The sequence below is a fragment of the Prauserella alba genome, assembly GCF_024171735.1.
In the GTDB taxonomy this organism is placed as follows: Bacteria; Actinomycetota; Actinomycetes; order Mycobacteriales; family Pseudonocardiaceae; genus Prauserella; species Prauserella alba.
Genome location: NZ_JAMTCH010000003.1, coordinates 1,575,419 through 1,591,626 on the forward strand (window position 1 = coordinate 1,575,419; position 16,208 = coordinate 1,591,626).

Annotated in this window: 15 protein-coding genes; 9 read left to right on the top strand and 6 right to left on the bottom strand. The window is 72.4% G+C overall.

The window, feature by feature from the left end; genetic code table 11:
- Positions 1-59: 59 nt before the first annotated feature.
- Positions 60-875, bottom strand: a complete 816-nt coding sequence (locus LY12_RS07225; protein WP_253854189.1) for an Rv1486c family protein — start codon at positions 873-875, stop codon at positions 60-62.
- 79 nt (positions 876-954) lie between these two features.
- Here LY12_RS07225 and LY12_RS07230 point away from each other — a divergent pair, with 79 nt between their 5' ends.
- Both LY12_RS07230 and LY12_RS07235 read left to right on the top strand, forming a co-directional pair.
- Positions 955-2,382: a sigma 54-interacting transcriptional regulator gene (locus LY12_RS07230; RefSeq protein ID WP_253854190.1), complete on the top strand. Its 1,428-nt coding sequence runs from the start codon at positions 955-957 to the stop codon at positions 2,380-2,382.
- Between the two features lie 40 nt (positions 2,383-2,422).
- Positions 2,423-4,375 carry a vWA domain-containing protein gene (locus LY12_RS07235; RefSeq protein WP_253854192.1) on the top strand — a complete coding sequence of 651 codons (1,953 nt, stop codon included), beginning with the start codon at positions 2,423-2,425 and terminating at the stop codon, positions 4,373-4,375.
- Between the two features lie 70 nt (positions 4,376-4,445).
- Here the strand turns inward: LY12_RS07235 and LY12_RS07240 are convergent, their stop codons facing one another.
- Entirely contained in the window at positions 4,446-5,801 is a 1,356-nt protein-coding gene (locus tag LY12_RS07240) for a cytochrome P450 (RefSeq protein WP_253854194.1), read from the bottom strand.
- Positions 5,802-5,993: 192 nt separating this feature from the next.
- Between LY12_RS07240 and LY12_RS07245 the strand changes: the two genes are divergently transcribed.
- Genes LY12_RS07245 through LY12_RS07255 form a run of 3 tightly spaced genes read left to right on the top strand, consistent with a single transcriptional unit; the run spans position 5,994 to position 8,721 of the window.
- Positions 5,994-6,605, top strand: a complete 612-nt coding sequence (locus LY12_RS07245) for a TetR/AcrR family transcriptional regulator (RefSeq protein WP_253854196.1) — start codon at positions 5,994-5,996, stop codon at positions 6,603-6,605.
- Positions 6,606-6,614: 9 nt separating this feature from the next.
- Positions 6,615-7,865 (top strand): cysteine--1-D-myo-inosityl 2-amino-2-deoxy-alpha-D-glucopyranoside ligase, encoded by a 1,251-nt coding sequence (gene mshC / locus LY12_RS07250; protein ID WP_253854198.1) that lies wholly within the window; start codon positions 6,615-6,617, stop codon positions 7,863-7,865.
- A 22-nt stretch (positions 7,866-7,887) separates the two neighbouring features.
- Positions 7,888-8,721, top strand: coding sequence for a metallophosphoesterase family protein (locus tag LY12_RS07255; RefSeq protein WP_253854200.1), 834 nt, complete (start codon positions 7,888-7,890; stop codon positions 8,719-8,721).
- 35 nt (positions 8,722-8,756) lie between these two features.
- Here the strand turns inward: LY12_RS07255 and LY12_RS07260 are convergent, their stop codons facing one another.
- Positions 8,757-9,893 carry an MFS transporter gene (locus tag LY12_RS07260; protein WP_253854202.1) on the bottom strand — a complete coding sequence of 379 codons (1,137 nt, stop codon included), beginning with the start codon at positions 9,891-9,893 and terminating at the stop codon, positions 8,757-8,759.
- Positions 9,890-10,717, bottom strand: coding sequence for a PAC2 family protein (locus LY12_RS07265; protein WP_253854979.1), 828 nt, complete (start codon positions 10,715-10,717; stop codon positions 9,890-9,892). Before LY12_RS07265 ends, LY12_RS07260 begins: the two co-directional genes overlap by 4 nt.
- 172 nt (positions 10,718-10,889) lie before the next feature.
- Between LY12_RS07265 and LY12_RS07270 the strand changes: the two genes are divergently transcribed.
- The 3 genes from LY12_RS07270 to hisG all read left to right on the top strand — a co-directional run bounded on the left by LY12_RS07270 (position 10,890) and on the right by hisG (position 12,775).
- A complete protein-coding gene (locus LY12_RS07270) occupies positions 10,890-11,585 on the top strand; it encodes an HAD family hydrolase (protein ID WP_308292079.1) in 696 nt (231 codons plus the stop codon).
- A 63-nt stretch (positions 11,586-11,648) separates the two neighbouring features.
- Positions 11,649-11,912, top strand: coding sequence for a phosphoribosyl-ATP diphosphatase (locus LY12_RS07275; RefSeq protein ID WP_253854204.1), 264 nt, complete (start codon positions 11,649-11,651; stop codon positions 11,910-11,912).
- A 17-nt stretch (positions 11,913-11,929) separates the two neighbouring features.
- Positions 11,930-12,775: an ATP phosphoribosyltransferase gene (gene hisG, locus LY12_RS07280; protein ID WP_253854206.1), complete on the top strand. Its 846-nt coding sequence runs from the start codon at positions 11,930-11,932 to the stop codon at positions 12,773-12,775.
- Positions 12,776-12,872: 97 nt separating this feature from the next.
- Here the strand turns inward: hisG and LY12_RS07285 are convergent, their stop codons facing one another.
- Positions 12,873-13,802, bottom strand: coding sequence for a ParA family protein (locus LY12_RS07285; RefSeq protein WP_253854208.1), 930 nt, complete (start codon positions 13,800-13,802; stop codon positions 12,873-12,875).
- A gap of 113 nt (positions 13,803-13,915) precedes the next feature.
- Complete coding sequence (locus LY12_RS07290; RefSeq protein ID WP_253854210.1) at positions 13,916-14,878, bottom strand: RecB family exonuclease; 963 nt, start codon at positions 14,876-14,878, stop codon at positions 13,916-13,918.
- A 145-nt stretch (positions 14,879-15,023) separates the two neighbouring features.
- Here LY12_RS07290 and LY12_RS07295 point away from each other — a divergent pair, with 145 nt between their 5' ends.
- Positions 15,024-16,166 carry a site-2 protease family protein gene (locus tag LY12_RS07295; protein ID WP_253854212.1) on the top strand — a complete coding sequence of 381 codons (1,143 nt, stop codon included), beginning with the start codon at positions 15,024-15,026 and terminating at the stop codon, positions 16,164-16,166.
- The last annotated feature ends 42 nt before the right edge of the window (positions 16,167-16,208 follow it).

Genomic DNA, 16,208 nt, shown 5'->3' on the forward strand with positions numbered 1-16,208 from the left:
TGACGCGGTCCACCCACCACCGGCATGTATAACGGCCTATACGGCGCGGCGTTCGAACGTCACCGTCGGTTCGTCTGTTCGACGAACACCCGCACCGCCTCGTTGACCGCCGCGCACCTCGCGGTGCGCACCGCCTCGGAGAGGGGACGCAGCGCGTCCGCGCGCCGCTCGGCCGCCGACGCCGACAGGGCACCGCCCGGTTCCTCGGCCGCGGCGACCTCGAGGATCGCGCCGATCTCCTCGGCGCGCTGCAGCACCCGCAAGGCCCGCGCCGGCGTGCCCTCCGGCCAGTCGGGTGCGGGCCGCGCGCGCAGCTGGGCCGACAGTTCGGCACGCACACTCGACCGTTCGCTGGCCACGTCGAGTGCCTGCAGGGCGCCAGCGCTGTCCCGGATGGCATCGGTCAGCCCGTGCTCGGCCTCGGCGAGACCCACGTGGTCCAGTCCCACGTCCTGTGGCGTGACGGAGCCCGCGGCGGCGAGTGGGTGGACGGTCCAACGGACGAGTCCTTCGGCGATGTGCCGCGGCACGATGCCGTAGCCGGCACCGGGCAGTACGACGGCCTCGCCCGCGGCCAGGGCGGCCTTCGGCAGTTCCCCGCCGCCGCCGAGGCCGCGGACGTCGCCCGGCACCGGCAGCACGAGGCGGGCGTCGGTCACGCCGAGTCTCCGCAACGTGCCCAGCAGGTGGGCGGGCTGGGCCGGGAAACTGCCCGTCACGGGCAGGTCGACGGCGGCGGCGGTGGTGTCGTCGGCGGCGACCACCTCGTGCGCTTCGCCCCACGATCGCAGGGCGTCGAGCACGTTGTCGGACGCGGCCGCGCCGTGGAGCCACGCCGAGGACCACACAGCCAGAGTCGCACTGGGACAACACACAGCGCCCGAGGGTACCGGCCGGGGCGGGCGGGGTCGCGGGTCGTGACGCGACTGTCGCAGCGGCGATAGGCTGGCCGGGGTGAATGCCTCAGAGGAGACCGCGCCCGCAGACCTGCCACGCACCGTAGGTGAGCTGCGTGCCGCGGGCCACCCGCCGCGCGGCGTCAAGGACGAGATCGCAGCCAATCTGCTTACGGCGTTACGGGAAGGCCGCGAGCCGTGGCCGGGCATCGTCGGGTTCGGCGACACGGTCGTGCCGCAGCTGGAACGGGCGCTGCTGGCAGGACACGACGTCGCGTTGCTCGGCGAACGAGGGCAGGGCAAGACCCGGCTGCTGCGGACCCTCGGCGGGCTGCTCGACGAGTGGACCCCCGCCATCGACGGCTCCGAGCTGGCCGAACACCCGCTGGAACCCATCACACCCGCGTCACGCCGCCGTGCGGCCGAACTCGGCGACGCCCTCCCGGTGCGCTGGCTGCATCGCAGTGCGCGATACACCGAGAAGCTCGCCACGCCGGACACCTCGGTGGGCGACCTCATCGGCGACGTCGACCCGGTGAAGGTCGCCGAAGGCAGGACCCTCGGCGATCCGGAGACCATCCACTTCGGACTGGTCCCGCGGGCGCACCGCGGGATCGTGGCGGTCAACGAGCTCCCCGACCTGGCCGAGCGTATCCAGGTGGCGTTGCTGAACGTGATGGAGGAGCGCGACATCCAGGTCCGCGGCTACACGCTGCGGCTGCCGCTCGACGTGCTGCTCGTCGCGACGTCGAATCCCGAGGACTACACGAATCGTGGCCGCATCATCACCCCGCTCAAGGACCGGTTCGGGGCGGAGATCCGTACGCACTACCCGCGCAGGCTGGATGCGGAGATCGGCCTCGTGCGGCAGGAGGCGGAGCTCGTCGCGGAGGTCGGCGACCCGTTGGTCGAGGTGCTGGCACGGTTCGTGCGCCTGCTGCGCGAGGCGACGATGATCGACCAGCGATCCGGGGTGTCGGCACGGTTCGCGGTGGCGGCCGCCGAGACGGTGGCCGCTGCGGCCCTGCGGCGCGGCGCGCTGACGGGTGAGGAGCCGGCGGTCGCGCGCCCGGTGGATCTCGAGTCGGTTCCCGAGGTGCTGCGCGGCAAGCTCGAATTCGAACCCGGCGAAGAGGGACGTGAGCTCGAACAGCTGGTGCACCTGCTGCGGGTGGCCGTGGCCGAGACAGCACGCGCCCGCTTCGCGGGACTGGATCTGACGCCGCTGGCGGAGGCGGTGACCGAGGGGCACCCGGTCGAGACGGGTGAGCGGGTCCGTGGCCGGGAGCTGCTCGCCGCGTTGCCGGAGCTGCCGGTGCTGCACGACGTGGCGGAGCGGTGCGGTGCGGGTCCCGGCGACGCGCCGGCGCGGATCGCGGCGGCGGTCGAGCTGGCACTCGAATCGCTGTATCTCGGCAGGAAGGTCGCCAAGGACGTCCGCGAGCCGGGCGACGACGGCGGCCCGGCGACGGTCTACGGGGCGTGAGCACGACCCCGACGGCCCACAGAGTCCCGTGGAGGCGGTCATGAATCCCGACGGATACCGGTACGGGCCGTATCACGACGGTCCCGATCCGCTGGCGCCGCCGGTGGACCTGCGGGAGGCGGTCGACGAGATCGGCCGCGACGTCATGGAGGGCGCGTCGCCGCGCTCGGCGATGGGCGAACTGCTGCGCCGGGGTACGAGGGCGACGGCCGGGCTGGACGAACTCACCCGCAGGGTGTGGCAGCGACGGTCGGAGATCCAGCGCCGCCACCGGCTGGACGGCACCTTGCAGAAGGTGCAGCGGCTGCTCGACGAGGCGCTCGCGGCGGAGCGGCAGAGCCTGGCGGCCGACCCGTCCGACGACGCCCGCTTCGAGGAGATGCAGCTGGACGCGTTGCCGCCGGGAACGGCGGGCGCGGTGTCGGAGCTCGCCGACCGCGAGTGGCGGTCGGAGACGGGCAGGGACAACTACGAGCGGATCCGGCGGCTGCTGGGAGAGCAACTGCTGGCGTCGCGATTCGAAGGCATGAAGGAGGCGCTGCAACAGGCGACGGCCGAGGACGCCGATCGGGTCGGTGCGATGCTGGCCGACCTGAACGACCTGCTCGCCGCGCACGCCCGCGGGGATGCCGACGTCGAGGAGCGGTTCACCGAGTTCATGCGGCGGCACGGCGAGTTCTTCCCGGAGAACCCGTCGACGGTGGACGAGCTGATCGACGCGCTGGCCGCACGCTCGGCGGCGGCGCAGCGGGCGCTGAACTCGATGACCCCGGAGCAGCAGCAGGAGCTCGCGGAGCTGTCCCGGCAGGCGTTCGGGGACCCGCGGATCGCCGAGCAGCTGTCGCGGTTGGACGAACAGCTGCGGGCCGCGAGGCCGGGGGAGGACCGGTCCTCGTCCGGCCGGTTCCGCGGGGACGATCCGCTCGGACTGGCCGAGGGCGCCAGGGCGATGACGGACCTGTCCGAACTGGACGCGCTCGCCGAGCAGCTGGCGCAGAGCTATCCCGGCGCCCGCCTCGAGGACATCGACGTCGAGTCGCTGGAACGCCAGCTCGGCGGCGACGCCGCCGTGGATGCGCGCAGGCTCGCCGAACTGGAACGGGAGCTGAGCAGGCAGGGCGTGGTCGAACGCACGCCGGACGGTTCGCTGCGGCTGTCGCCGAAGGCGCTGCGGAGGCTGGGGGAGACGGCACTGTCCGATGTGGTCCGCGCGTTGCGGGCCGGGCGTGGGGAGCGTGACACCACGGCGGCGGGCTCCGCGGGTGAGGTCACGGGGTCGACCCGGCCGTGGCAGTTCGGGGACACCCAGCCGTGGGCGGTGTCGAGGACGGTGCAGAACGCGGTGCTGCGCACCGCGTCGGCAGGCCGTCCTGCGGTGTGGCTCGACGTGTCCGATGTGGAGGTGGCCGAGACCGAACACCGTTCGCGGGCCGCGGTGGCGCTGTGCGTCGACACCTCCTGGTCGATGGTCGCCGAGAACCGGTGGCTGCCGATGAAGCGCACCGCGCTGGCCTTGCATCAACTGATCTCGACCCGCTTCCGTGCGGATGCACTCCAGATCATCACGTTCGGGCGCTACGCCCGGCAGGTCGAGCTGCCCGAACTGGTGGCGCTCGACGGCACGTGGGAACAGGGGACGAACGCCCACCACGCGCTGCTGCTCGCCGGGCGGCACCTGCGGCGGCACCCGGGCGCGCAACCCGTGGTGCTGATGGTCACCGACGGCGAACCCACCGCCCATCTCGAACCGGACGGCGAGGCGATGTTCGACTACCCGCCGAGCCCCGTGACGCTCACCAAGACGCTGTCCGCAGTGGACCGGCTCGCCGCGTCGGGTGCGGCGCTCTCGGTCTTCCGGCTCGGTGACGATCCGCGGCTGGAGGCGTTCGTGGACCTGCTCGCGCGCCGCGCGGGCGGGCGCGTGCTCGCACCCGACGTCGACGGCCTGGGCGCCGCCGTGGTGGGCGATTACCTGCGCAGCCGACGCGACTGAGCATCGCAGGGCCGGCCGCGTGTCTGAGTGCAGGACACGCGTGCCTGGGTGCAGGACATGCGGGTCTGGGTCAGCGTGGGGTGACGACGAGGCGTGCGCCGCGGCTCGGAACCATCGTGATGTTGCGGGCCTTGGCGCGTTCGGGGCGGGCCCGGTCGGGGGCGACGTGGTGGCGTCGCAGCACCTCGCCGAGCACGACGGCGGCTTCGAGCAGCGAGAAGCCCGCACCCAGGCAGCGGCGCACCCCGCCGCCGAACGGGAACCACGTGCCGGTGGCGGGCCCGGAATCGGTGAACCGTTCCGGCCGGAACGCGTGGGGATCGTCGTGGTGCTCCGGGTCGTGCTGCACCATCGTGATCGACGGCATGACGGTGTGGCCCGCGGGAATCCGGTAGCCGCCGATCTCGATGTCGCGCGTGACGACACGGGCGACCTCCGAGATGACCGGGTGCAGCCGCATCGCTTCCTTCACGACCGCTTCCAGGTACTTCTCGTCGTGGGCGTCGGCGGCGCGGACCGCGTCGGCGAGTCTGCCCGGGTCGCGGGCGAGTTCGTGCAGTGACCACGCCAGGGCGGTCGCCGTGGTTTCGTGTCCGGCGAGCAGCAGGGTGACGAGCTGATCGCGCAGTTCGGCGTCGGTGAGCCCGTCGGTGTCCGCGCCGTCGCCGACGGCCAGCAGTCGCGACAGCACGTCCTGGCGCTCGGTGAGGTCTCCGGCGTTCCTGCGGTCGGCGATCTCGGCGTAGATCAGTTCGTCGGCCGCCCTGCGTACCTCGGCGTCGCGTTTCCACACCCCGAAGCGCTGCAGTTTCGGTTGATGCCAGCCGAGGATGTCGATCGGGCCGATGTCGACGATGCGCCGGAGCAGTGCGCGCAGCCGGTCGAGGCGCGGTCCTTCGGCGACCCCGAACACGACGCGCAGGATGATCTCGAGCGTGACGGCCTGCATCCGCTCGTGCGAGCGCAGCGGGCCCGCTCGCCAGCCGTCGACCTCGGCCTCGGCGAGTTCGGTGACGAGGTCGCGGTAACCGCGCAGGGAAGCGCCGTTGAACGCGGGCATGAGCAGTTTGCGGGCCCGCAGGTGCACGTCCTCGTCGGTGAGCAGGACCGAGTGGCGGCCCATGGCTGGCTTGAGGATGACGTTCCCCTCGCCGGCGTGGAACACCTCGGCCGGACCGCCGAACACGGCACGGATGTGCTCGACGTTCGCCAGCTGCACGACGTCCCGCTCGGGGAAGATCCGCAGCCGGAACACGTCGCCGTGGCGGCGGCGTACCCGGGGCAGCCACCGATGCCGGTACGAGCCGTACAGCAGGGTCTGGATCGCCTCGTGCAGGCGCGGGCCCGGTGGCGGGGTCGTCGCGGAGACGTCGTCGGTGCGCACAGCCGTGCGCTGCCCGGCGGGCGAGGACTCGGTCGTCGTCATGGGCGCGCTCCTTTGCGCGGAGGGTGGTCGCACCGGCGCCGGATACGGCACGGGTGGTCCGCGTCGTCGCTTGCTCCTTGAGGGGATTTATACGCCCGTATAGATCTGCTGTCCACCGGCGACCGCGGAGTCTGCGGGCCACGCCCGGCGGATTCCGATCCGCGGCGGGCGGCGCGCAGTACGCTGCTCGGCGTGAGCCACCGGGACGACCTGCTCGCCGCCGCGCGGACGCTGCTCGAGGACAAGGGCTACGCGCACATCACCGCGCGGGACCTCGTCGCGGCCTCCGGCACGAACCTGGCGTCCATCGGCTACCACTTCGGCTCCAAGGCCGGTCTGCTGAACGCGGCGATCGCGACCGTGTTCGAGGAGTGGACCGATCAGCTCGCCGAACTCGCCATGGCGGACCCGACGGCCTCGCCGATCGAGCGCGGCCACGTGACCTGGGCCGCGTGGCTGACGGGACTGGCGGGCAGGCGCAGGCTGCTCGTGTCGTACATCGAGGCGCTCGCCCAGGCTGAACGTGCACCGGATCTGCGGCGGCAGCTGGCCGAGCTGTACCGCACCTGCCGGGTGCGGGTGGCACGCCTGGTGGCCGAGTCGCTCGACGACGGGACTCGCGGTGACGATCCCCGGTGCCGGGCCGTCGCGAGCTTCGTCGTGGCTGTCTGCGACGGCCTCGCCGTGCAGTCGCTGGTCGACCCGGACGGCGTGCCCACACCCGACGACCTGCTCGCCGGACTGGCGACACTGTGGTCGGCGTCCTTCCCACCGGACGGGAACGACACGTCCGGGCGCACATAGGGTTGAGGCATGCAGACTTGGTCCTCGGTCGCCGTGCCCCGTGTCCCCGGAGAGTCCCGCCCGCTGCGGCTGTACGACACGGCATCCGGTGAGATCCGCCCCGTCTCACCCGGCCGCACAGCACGGATGTACGTCTGCGGCATCACGCCGTACGACGCCACCCACCTGGGGCACGCCGCGACGTATCTCGCGTTCGATCTGGTGCACCGGCTGTGGCTCGATGCCGGGCACGAGGTGCACTACGTCCAGAACGTCACCGACATCGACGATCCGCTGCTCGAACGTGCCGAGCGGGACCAGGACGACTGGGTCGTGCTCGCGATGCGGGAGACGGCGCTGTTCCGCGAGGACATGGAGGCGCTCCGGGTGGTGCCGCCCCATGACTTCATCGGCGCCGTCGAGACCATTCCGCGCATCGTGGAGGTCATCGGGAAGCTGCTCGCCTCCGGCGCGGCCTACCGGGTCGACGATCCCGAGTACCCGGACGTCTACTTCGACCGCTCGTACACCGGCCGGTTCGGCTACGAGTCGGGTTACGACGCCGAGACGATGGACCGGTTCTTCGCCGAGCGGGGCGGCGACCCGCAGCGGCCCGGCAAACGGGACCCGCTCGACGCGCTGCTGTGGCGGGCGCAGCGGCCGAGGGAGCCGTACTGGGAGTCCGACCTCGGCCCCGGCAGGCCCGGCTGGCACATCGAGTGCAGCGTGATCGCCCTCGACCAGCTCGGGGTCGGTTTCGACGTGCAGGGTGGCGGTTCGGACCTGGCGTTCCCGCATCACGAGTACAGCGCCGCCCACGCCGAGGCACTCGCGGGCGACCATCCGTTCGCGCGGCACTACGTGCACGCCGGGATGATCGGTCTCGACGGCGAGAAGATGTCCAAGTCGAAGGGCAACCTGGTGTTCGTGTCGCGGCTGCGGGCCGCGGACGTCGAACCGGCGGCCATCCGCCTGGGACTGTTCGCCGGCCACTACCGCGACGACCGGGCGTGGACCGACGAGGTGCTCGCGACGGCCCAGCAGCGACTCGCCCGGTGGCGGGAGGCCGCGCGGCTGCCCGCGGGGCCCGCCGCCGGCGACACGATCGCCCGGGTCCGCGAACACCTGGCCGACGACCTCGACACCCCGCGGGCACTCGCGGCGCTGGACGCGTGGGCGGACGAGGCGCTGCGCGGCGGGCAGCACGGCTCCGGTGGGGACGAGGACGCTCCGGCGGCGATCCGTGCGGCGGCCGACGCGCTGCTCGGTGTCGCTCTGTAGCAGGGGCGATACCGTGGGCCGCGTGCCAACTCTCTACGCCACGAGCGACCTGCACGTCACCCACACCGGCAACGAGGCGCACGCCGACGTGATCCGGCCGGACACGCCGGAGGACTGGTTGCTGGTGGCCGGTGACGTCGGTGAGCGGCTGGGCACGGTCGTCGACACCCTGGAGCAGCTGCGCGAGCGGTTCGCCACGGTCGTGTGGGTTCCGGGCAACCACGAGCTGTGGACCACGGCGAAGGACCCCGACCAGGTGTCCGGCAGGGCACGCTACGACGAGCTGGTCCGCCGCTGCCGGGAGATCGGGGTGCTCACCCCCGAGGACGAGTTCCCCGTGTGGCCGTACGCCGATCGCCCGCTGACGATCGCGCCGTTGTTCGTGCTGTACGACTACAGTTGGCGGACGCCGTCGGCGCAGGGCACCCCGCTGGACGAGGCGCTGCGGCAGGCCAGGGAGGCCGGCGTGGTCTGCACCGACGAATACCTGATGGGCCACGAGCCGTACGCGGGCCGTGCGGAGTGGTGCGAGGACCGGCTGACGCTGAGCGAGAAGCGCCTGGCCGAGATTCCCGCCGACCACGAGACGGTGCTGCTGTCGCACTGGCCGTTGCACCGGCATCCCACCGCCCCGCTCCGCTATCCGGAGTTCGCCATGTGGTGCGGGACGACGCGGACCGAGGACTGGCACCTCCGGTTCCGTGCCCGGCTTGCCGTGTACGGGCACCTGCACATCCCTCGCACCACGTATGCCGACGGGGTGCGCTTCGAGGAGGTGTCGCTGGGCTATCCACGCGAGTGGCGCTCGCGTGCCCGCGGGCCGGTGGCGTACCGCCAGGTGCTGACGTCCGACTGACCTGCTGACCGCCGGCGGGCCGGCCCGTCTCGGGCTCAGCCGCGGGCCCTGGCCAGGCTCACGGTGAGCGGGGCGGCGGCGAGCAGCACCGCCGCGGGCAGTGCGAAGCCCAGCAGTGCGTCGGCGTGGTACGGCGCCGTGAACACCGCCGGCGCCGCCGCCATCCCGAGGAACCGCATCGCCTGCACCACCGAGATCGCGCCGCTGCGCCCTGGCCGTTCGTCCGAGAGCACAGTCGTGTTCACGGCGACGAGTACCAGCTGGCCGCACACGCCCGCCGCCGCCCACGCGGCCACGGCGACGGGTGCCACGCCGGTTGCGCCGATGACCAGTACCAGCGCGGCGCCGGTGAGCAGCCCGGTGAGTGCCGTCAGGCGGCCGCCGAAACGGTCCGCGGCGGTGCCGGCGAACCGGGCGGCGAGGAAGCCGGCGGCGCCGAAACCCGTGAGCAACAGGCCACGCAGCCCGGCGCCGAAGCCGAACGCGTCCTCCATGCGCAGCGCCACGAGGAACGACAGCCCTCCCAAGCATCCCCACGCCGCCAACGCGGCCAGCCCCGGAAGCAGCACGGACGCGCGCCACGGGTCGCGGAGGCCGCCGGCGGTGTCCCGGCCGGCCTCGTCGTCGGCGGGCAGCGGCCAGGCGGCCAGCACGGCGCCGACCAGCGCGATGCCGGCGAACGCCCACCGCCACGACGCCTCGGCCGCGAGTCCCCCGACCAGTGGCGCGGAGGTCTGGCCCACGGCCTGCATCGCCCCGAACACCCCGAGTGCTCTGCCGAGCCGGTCCGGTGGGGTCATTGCCGCGAGCCGCGCCATCAGCAACGGGGTCGTGAACGCGTTGGCACATCCCTGCAGTCCGCGGCTGAGCTGGAACAGCCAGAACCACGGCGCCACGGCCGCCACGAGCGTGACCACCGCGTACGCGACGTAGGCGAGCCGGATGGTGCGGGCAGGTCCCCACCGCTGCCCGAGGGTGCCCGACACCAGCATCAGCGCCGCGAACGGCAGCAGGTACACGGTCAGTGACGAGGCCGCCGTCTGCGCGGGCACCCCGAAGCTCGACCCGATCTCGGGCAGGATGGCCGCGACGACCCCGCCTCCGAACGGGCCGAGCAGCGCGCCCAGCTGCAGCCCTGCTCGCGCCGCGGGTGCATCGCCCGCGGCGGTCACCGGCCTGCGGTGCCCGGTCCGTCGTTCCTGCGCCGCCGCAGATAGCGTTCGAACTCGGCGGCGATCATGTCGCCGCTCGCTCCTTCGAGGTCGACCTCCGCGTCGCCCCGCTCTTCGAGTGAGCGCACGTACTCGGAGATCTCCTCGTCCTCGTCGGCCATCTCGCTGACGGTCTTCTGCCAGTCCTCGGCCTGTTCCGGCAGCGCACCCAGCGGGATGCCCACGTCGAGGATGTCCTCGAGCTTGTTCAGCAGCGCGATCGTGGCCTTCGGGGACGGCGGGTGCGACACGTAGTGCGGCACGACCGCCCACAGCGACACCGCGGGCACGCCCTCCTGCACGCACAGATCCTGGAACACGCCGACGATCCCGGTCGGGCCCTGGTACCGCTCGCGTTCGAGCCCGAACCGTTTCGCGGCGTCCGCGTCGTAGGCGGTGCCGGTCACCGGGATCGGCCGGGTGTGAGCAGTGTCACCAACCAGTGCGCCGATCGTGATCACGGTCTGCACCCCGAGTTGCTCGACGTGCTCGAGCAACTCGGCGCAGAACGCCCGCCACCGCATGTTCGGCTCGGGGCCCTGGACCAGCACGACGTCCTGATCGGCGCCCGCGGGACGGCACACCGACAGCCGCGTCGTCGGCCACTCGACCCTGCGGGTCACCCCGTCCACCATCCGCACCGTCGGCCTGGCGACCTGGAAGTCGTAGTAGTCGTCCGGTTCGAGCTCGGCCAACGGTGTCGCGTCCCAGTTCAGCGCGAGATGCTCGAGGGCGGTGCTGGCGGCGTCGCCGGCGTCGTTGAAGCCGTCGAAACAGGCGATCATGACCGGGCCGCGGCGCTGCCGGGGCTCGTCGCCGCCGGTGTCGCCACCGGTGAAGTCGTTGAAGGGCGTGCTCACCCGCCCAGCGTACGTCCCGGCATCGGTACGCCCCGCCGCCGTAGGCTGGACGGGCCGCCGCGGCCCGCGGTGTGTTCGCCGACCCGAGGAGATGCCCGTGATCGATCCGTCCCCCGGCCCCGGTGCGGGTGGTCCGGCCGCCGTGTTGTGGGACATGGACGGCACCCTGGTCGACTCCGAGAAGCTCTGGGACGTGGTGCTGGCCGAGGGAGCGCAGCGCCTGGGCGGGGAGCTGACCGCCGCGGAGCGAACGGCGCTCGTCGGGTCGAACATGGCCGCGACGTCCCGCCGGCTGTTGGAGCTCGCGGGGCTTGCGGTGACCGACGAGGCCGCCGACGAGGTCGCGGACTGGATGCGCGGCCGCACGGCGGAGCTGTTCTCCGGCGCGCTGCCGTGGCGGCCGGGCGCACGGGAGGCGCTCGAGACGCTGCGCGCCGCGGGCGTGCCGTGTGCGCTGGTGACGTCGACCGAGCGCGGCCTGACCGAACTCGCGCTCAACACGATCGGGCGAGAGTTCTTCGCCGCCACCGTGTGCGGCGACGAGGTCGACGGGAAGAACAAGCCCCACCCCGAGCCGTACCTGCGGGCCGCGCGGCTGCTCGGCGTTGACCCGGTTGCGTGCGTGGCCGTCGAGGATTCGCCGGTGGGCGCGACGTCGGCTGAGGAGGCGGGCTGCGCCGTGCTGGTCGTCGAGGCGGACGTGCCCGTGGAGCGCAGTCCCGGCCGGACGTTCCGCCCCTCGCTGGTAGGGGTCGACACCGGTGCGCTGTCCCGACTGATCCGGAGCCGGTGACCTGCGGCATTACGCGCCAGGCCGCTCGAAGGCCGCTGCGGCGCGGATGACAGGATTCCCCGCGTGAAGACCTTCGACGAGCTGTACGCCGAGCTGACCGAGCGCGCCCGCACCCGTCCCGCGGATTCGGGCACCGTCACTGCGCTGGACGCCGGCGTGCATGCGCAGGGCAAGAAGGTGCTGGAAGAGGCGGGCGAGGTGTGGATCGCCGCCGAGCACGAATCCGACGAGCGGCTGGCCGAAGAGGTCTCGCAGCTGCTGTACCGGGTTCAGGTGCTGATGATCGGCCGGGGCGTCTCGATGGACGACGTCTACCGGTACCTGTGAACGAGAGAGGACATCAGATGCTGCGTGTCGCGGTGCCGAACAAGGGTGCGCTCGCCGGGCCCTCGTCGGAGATGCTCGGTGAAGCGGGCTACCGCAAGCGACATGAGCAGCGGGACCTGACGGTGCTCGACCCGGTCAACGACGTGGAGTTCTTCTTCCTGCGGCCGAAGGACATTCCGATCTACGTCGGCTCCGGCGAACTCGACCTGGGCATCACCGGCCGCGACCTCGCGCTCGATTCGGGCGCGGACGTGCAGGAGAAGCTCGCACTCGGGTTCGGCGGCTCGACGTTCCGCTACGCGGGCCCGGCCGACCGCGACTGGACCGTCGCGGACCTGCAGGGCAAACGGCTCGCCACGTCGTACCCCCGGCTGGTCCGGGACGACCTGGCCCGCCAGGGTGTCGAGGCCGAGGTCATCCCCCTCGACGGGGCCGTCGAGATCTCGATCCAGCTCGGGGTCGCCGAGGCGATCGCCGACGTCGTGGGTTCCGGCCGGACGCTGCGGCAGCACGACCTCGTGGCCTTCGGTGACCCGATCTGCGTCTCCGAGGCCGTCGTCATCACCGGCAGCGGCAACGGTGAGACCGCCGCGGTGGAGCAACTCACCGCGCGGTTGCAGGGCGTCGTGTTCGCCCAGCACTACATGATGCTCGACTACGACTGCCCGAGGTCGCTGCTGGAACAGGCGACGGCGATCACGCCGGGCCTGGAATCGCCCACCGTGGCGCCGCTCGCCGATCCGGAATGGGTGGCGGTGCGGGCGATGGTGTCGCGCAAGAAGGTCAACGCCGTGATGGACGAGCTCGCCGCCGTCGGCGCGAAGGCGATCCTCGCCTCGGACATCCGCTCCTGCCGCCTGTAGCACGTCGGCAGGCCACAAGACCCGGCCCGGCAGCGCGCTGCGCTGCCGGGCCGGGTCTTGTGGCAGGTATGGGTGAGGATCCGCGGGGGCGCCAGCCCTAGTGGTCCTTGCTGCGTTTCGGCAGCAGGTCGTAGAGCTTCTTGCGAGCGCCGTTGTCGTTGGCGTTGCGGGTGTGGGCCACGTCGGTGATGAAGTCCTCGAAGTCGAAGTCCTGCTCCGGAGCGGCGGGCGCCTGCGGCGCGGTGCCCGGTGATTCGTCCAGCGCGCGGGCGACCTCGCGGAAGGCGGCGGCGTGTGTGGTCTCCGGGGCGAACGTCGTGACGGGCATGCCGCGTGCGGCGGCTTCGTTCATCACCACACCGAGCGGCACGTGCGGCAGCACCGGGATGCCGAACTGTTCCAGCTCCCGCAACGCGGTGACGGCGTAGCCGGAGATGGGACGCCGGTACAGCCCCGGGACGAGGCCGTAGTAGTCGATCGGGGGACGTTCGACCATGGTTTCCAGGTGGCGGATCTGCTCCTGCATGAGCCGCAGCGCACGGATGCTGGTGCGGTCCGGCTGGACCGGGATGAGCAGTCCACTGGTGGCGACGAGCGCGTTGTTGGTGAGTACGTCGAGTGCGGGCGGACAGTCGATGACGACGTGGTCGTAGTTGGCGAACTGGATGACGCGTGCCAGCTGCCAGCCCGGCACCCGGAACTGGTCGAGCCTGCGGACCAGGTCGAACATGCCGGGCGAGGTGGGGATGACGTCGAACGCTCCGCCCCGGCCGACGTTGCTGCGCGGATGCGGGACGACGAGCTCCTCGACCGGGCCACGCCACGTCTTGGTGAGTGCCTTGGCGAGGCTGGGCCGGTCGGCTGGAACCTCGGGCAGGCCGAGCATCTCCGTGGTGGCGTGCCCTTGCGGGTCCAGGTCGATGAGAAGAACGCGGCGGCCCCGCTCCGCGAGTGCGGCGGCGGCGCCGACACTCAGCGCGGTCTTGCCGACCCCGCCCTTCTGATTGACCACCGAGGTGATCTGCACTGTGCGCCGCTCCTGGATCTCGATTGCCGGGAACAGAGTAGTCGATCAGCACTCGCGTGCGGCGCTGATCGCGCCCGGCGTGCCGGTCGATCCTGTCACGGCTCTCGGCGAGGTCAATCCGCGCGGTCGGCCGCGGTCTCCTCCCCGTCGTCGGGTTCGGGCCAGCCGGGGTACTCCGGTGGCGTGCCGCCGAACGCAGGGCACAGTGACTGGTGGGCGCACCAGTCACACAGTTTGCTCGGGCTGGGGCGGAAGTCGCCGGTCCTGCCCGCGGTGCGGATCGCCGACCAGATCGCCTCGAGGGTGCGCTCGAACCGTGCCAGTTCGTCCTCGTCGGGGGTGTAGGCCAGGTCCTGGCCGTCGCGCAGGTACATGAGTTTGAGCTGCCGGGGCACGACACCCCGGGTGCGCCACAGCACCACCGCGTAGAACTTCATCTGGAACAGCGCCTTGGCCTCGCCGATCGCGCGGGGTGCGGCGCCCGTCTTGTAGTCGACGACCCGGATCTCCCCGGTCGGTGCGACGTCCAGCCGGTCGACGTAGCCGCGCAGTCGTACGCCGGACCCGAGCTGGGTCTCGACGTGCAGCTCGCACGCCTCCGGTTCGAGGCGGTCGGGGTCTTCGAGGTCGAAGTACGCGTCGAGCAGCTTGCCCGCACCGTCGAGCCACCCGGCCGCATGGCCGTCCGGGCCCGTTTCGTCCTCGGCGAACAGCTCCGCCCATTCGGGGCTCTCCCGCGAGAGCTCCTCCCACGTCGGGGCGAGCAGCGCGTGGGCCCGCTCCTGGCTGCGGTCGCCGCGGGGGAGTGCGAACAACCGCTCCAGCACCGAGTGCACCAGCGTGCCGCGGACCTGTGCCTTCGTGGGCGGCTCGGGAATCCGGTCGATCGCCCGGAACCGGTAGAGCAGCGGACACTGCTTGAAATCGCCCGCGCGGGACGGCGAGAGCGCGGGGCGCCGGCGCGGAGCCGGGTCACCGTCCGTCGCCGCCGCGGCGCCGGGCGACGACGTTCCGGCGGGCTCGGTTCCGGTGGTCACGGTTGCGGTGGGCTCGGCGGAGGCCGTCGTGTCAGTCATGCGTGCCCTCGGTCATGCCCGGAACCCTAACGAGCGCTCCCGACAGGAACGGATCACGGCCACCGGCGCGGCGCGGGTGTGGGAACGGCGCCGGCAGGGCGCGGCGGTAACGGGGCTCGTACACGGTGCGTTCTACCCTCGCCTGGTGAACACGACGAGCCGGTCCCGGCGCGGGACCGTCACCGACGGCGGGTTGCTGCTGTTCCGGGTCGACGGTGTGCCCGTGCTGCTCTCCCCGTCCTGGTGGGTCGGGTCGCTGCTCATCGTCGTGCTGTACAGCCCGCTGGTGGGCAGGTTGCTGCCGGGAGCGGGTCCCGGCGTGTCGTGGGCGCTGGCCGGCGCGTTCGCGGTGCTGCTGGGGTTGTCCGTGCTGGCCCACGAGCTCGGCCACGTGCTCGTCGCGCTCCGGCTGGGGATCCCGGTGCGCAGGCTGCGGCTGTTCCTGCTCGGCGGGCTGTCCGAGGTGGCGCGCAGTCCGGAGAAGCCGAAGCAGGAGGGCCTGGTCGCGGCGGCGGGGCCGCTCGTGTCGGTGCTGCTCGCGGTGTTCTGCGGGCTCTTGCTGGTGGCCGTTCCTCCGGGCGGCGCGGTGTGGCTGCTCGTCGCCCAGTGCGCGGTGGCCAACCTCGCGGTCGGTGTGTTCAACCTGCTTCCCGGCCTGCCCCTCGACGGGGGGCGCATGCTGCGGGCCGGCGTGTGGTCGCTGACGGGAAACCGGGCGTCGGGCACGCGTGTGGCCGTGTTCGGCGGCGGCCTGGTCGCGCTGGCGTTGTTGGTGTGGGCGCTGTGGGGCCTGGCGGAGGGCAGTGACGACCGCTGGCTGCGGCTCGGGGTCTGCGCGGTGACGGCGTGGTTCGTCGTCACCGGAGCGACCGGTGAGATGGCCGCCGAACAGCGCCGCAGCTGGCCGGTCGGGCTCGCGTTGGGCGAGTTGACCCGTCCGGTGTTGCAGCTGCCGGCCGAGAGCCCGGTGGAGTCGGCGCTGTCGGCGTCGGCGGGCAGGGGAGTGGTGCTCGTGCGGGCCGACGGGGTCGCGGCGGGGCTGCTCGACGAGACCGCGGCCGAACAACTCGCGGCCGAATCGCCCCGCGCGCCCGCCGAACTTGCGGCCGAGCCGATCCGCGCGGAGACGGTGCTGCTCGAGTCCGAAGCGGGCGACGCCGTGATCGAACGGGTCGCGGAGGTCGCCGCCTGGCAGTTCCTCGTGGTCGACGACGAGGGCAGGCCCGCGGGCGTGTTGCACCGCGACGATCTGCGCGCGGCGCTGTCGGCGGGCCGCCGTACCCGCTGAGCCGCTCACCGGGCCGGTCTGGGACGATCGAGCGCCGCCGAA

Excerpts from the sequence above, each read along its gene's own strand:
- LY12_RS07235 (WP_253854192.1), top strand. The coding sequence starts at position 2,423 with ATGAATCCCGACGGATACCGGTACGGGCCGTATCACGACGGTCCCGAT.
- LY12_RS07240 (WP_253854194.1), bottom strand. The coding sequence starts at position 5,801 with ATGACGACGACCGAGTCCTCGCCCGCCGGGCAGCGCACGGCTGTGCGC.
- mshC (WP_253854198.1), top strand. The coding sequence starts at position 6,615 with ATGCAGACTTGGTCCTCGGTCGCCGTGCCCCGTGTCCCCGGAGAGTCC.
- LY12_RS07265 (WP_253854979.1), bottom strand. The coding sequence starts at position 10,717 with ATGATCGCCTGTTTCGACGGCTTCAACGACGCCGGCGACGCCGCCAGC.
- hisG (WP_253854206.1), top strand. The coding sequence starts at position 11,930 with ATGCTGCGTGTCGCGGTGCCGAACAAGGGTGCGCTCGCCGGGCCCTCG.
- LY12_RS07290 (WP_253854210.1), bottom strand. The coding sequence starts at position 14,878 with ATGACTGACACGACGGCCTCCGCCGAGCCCACCGCAACCGTGACCACC.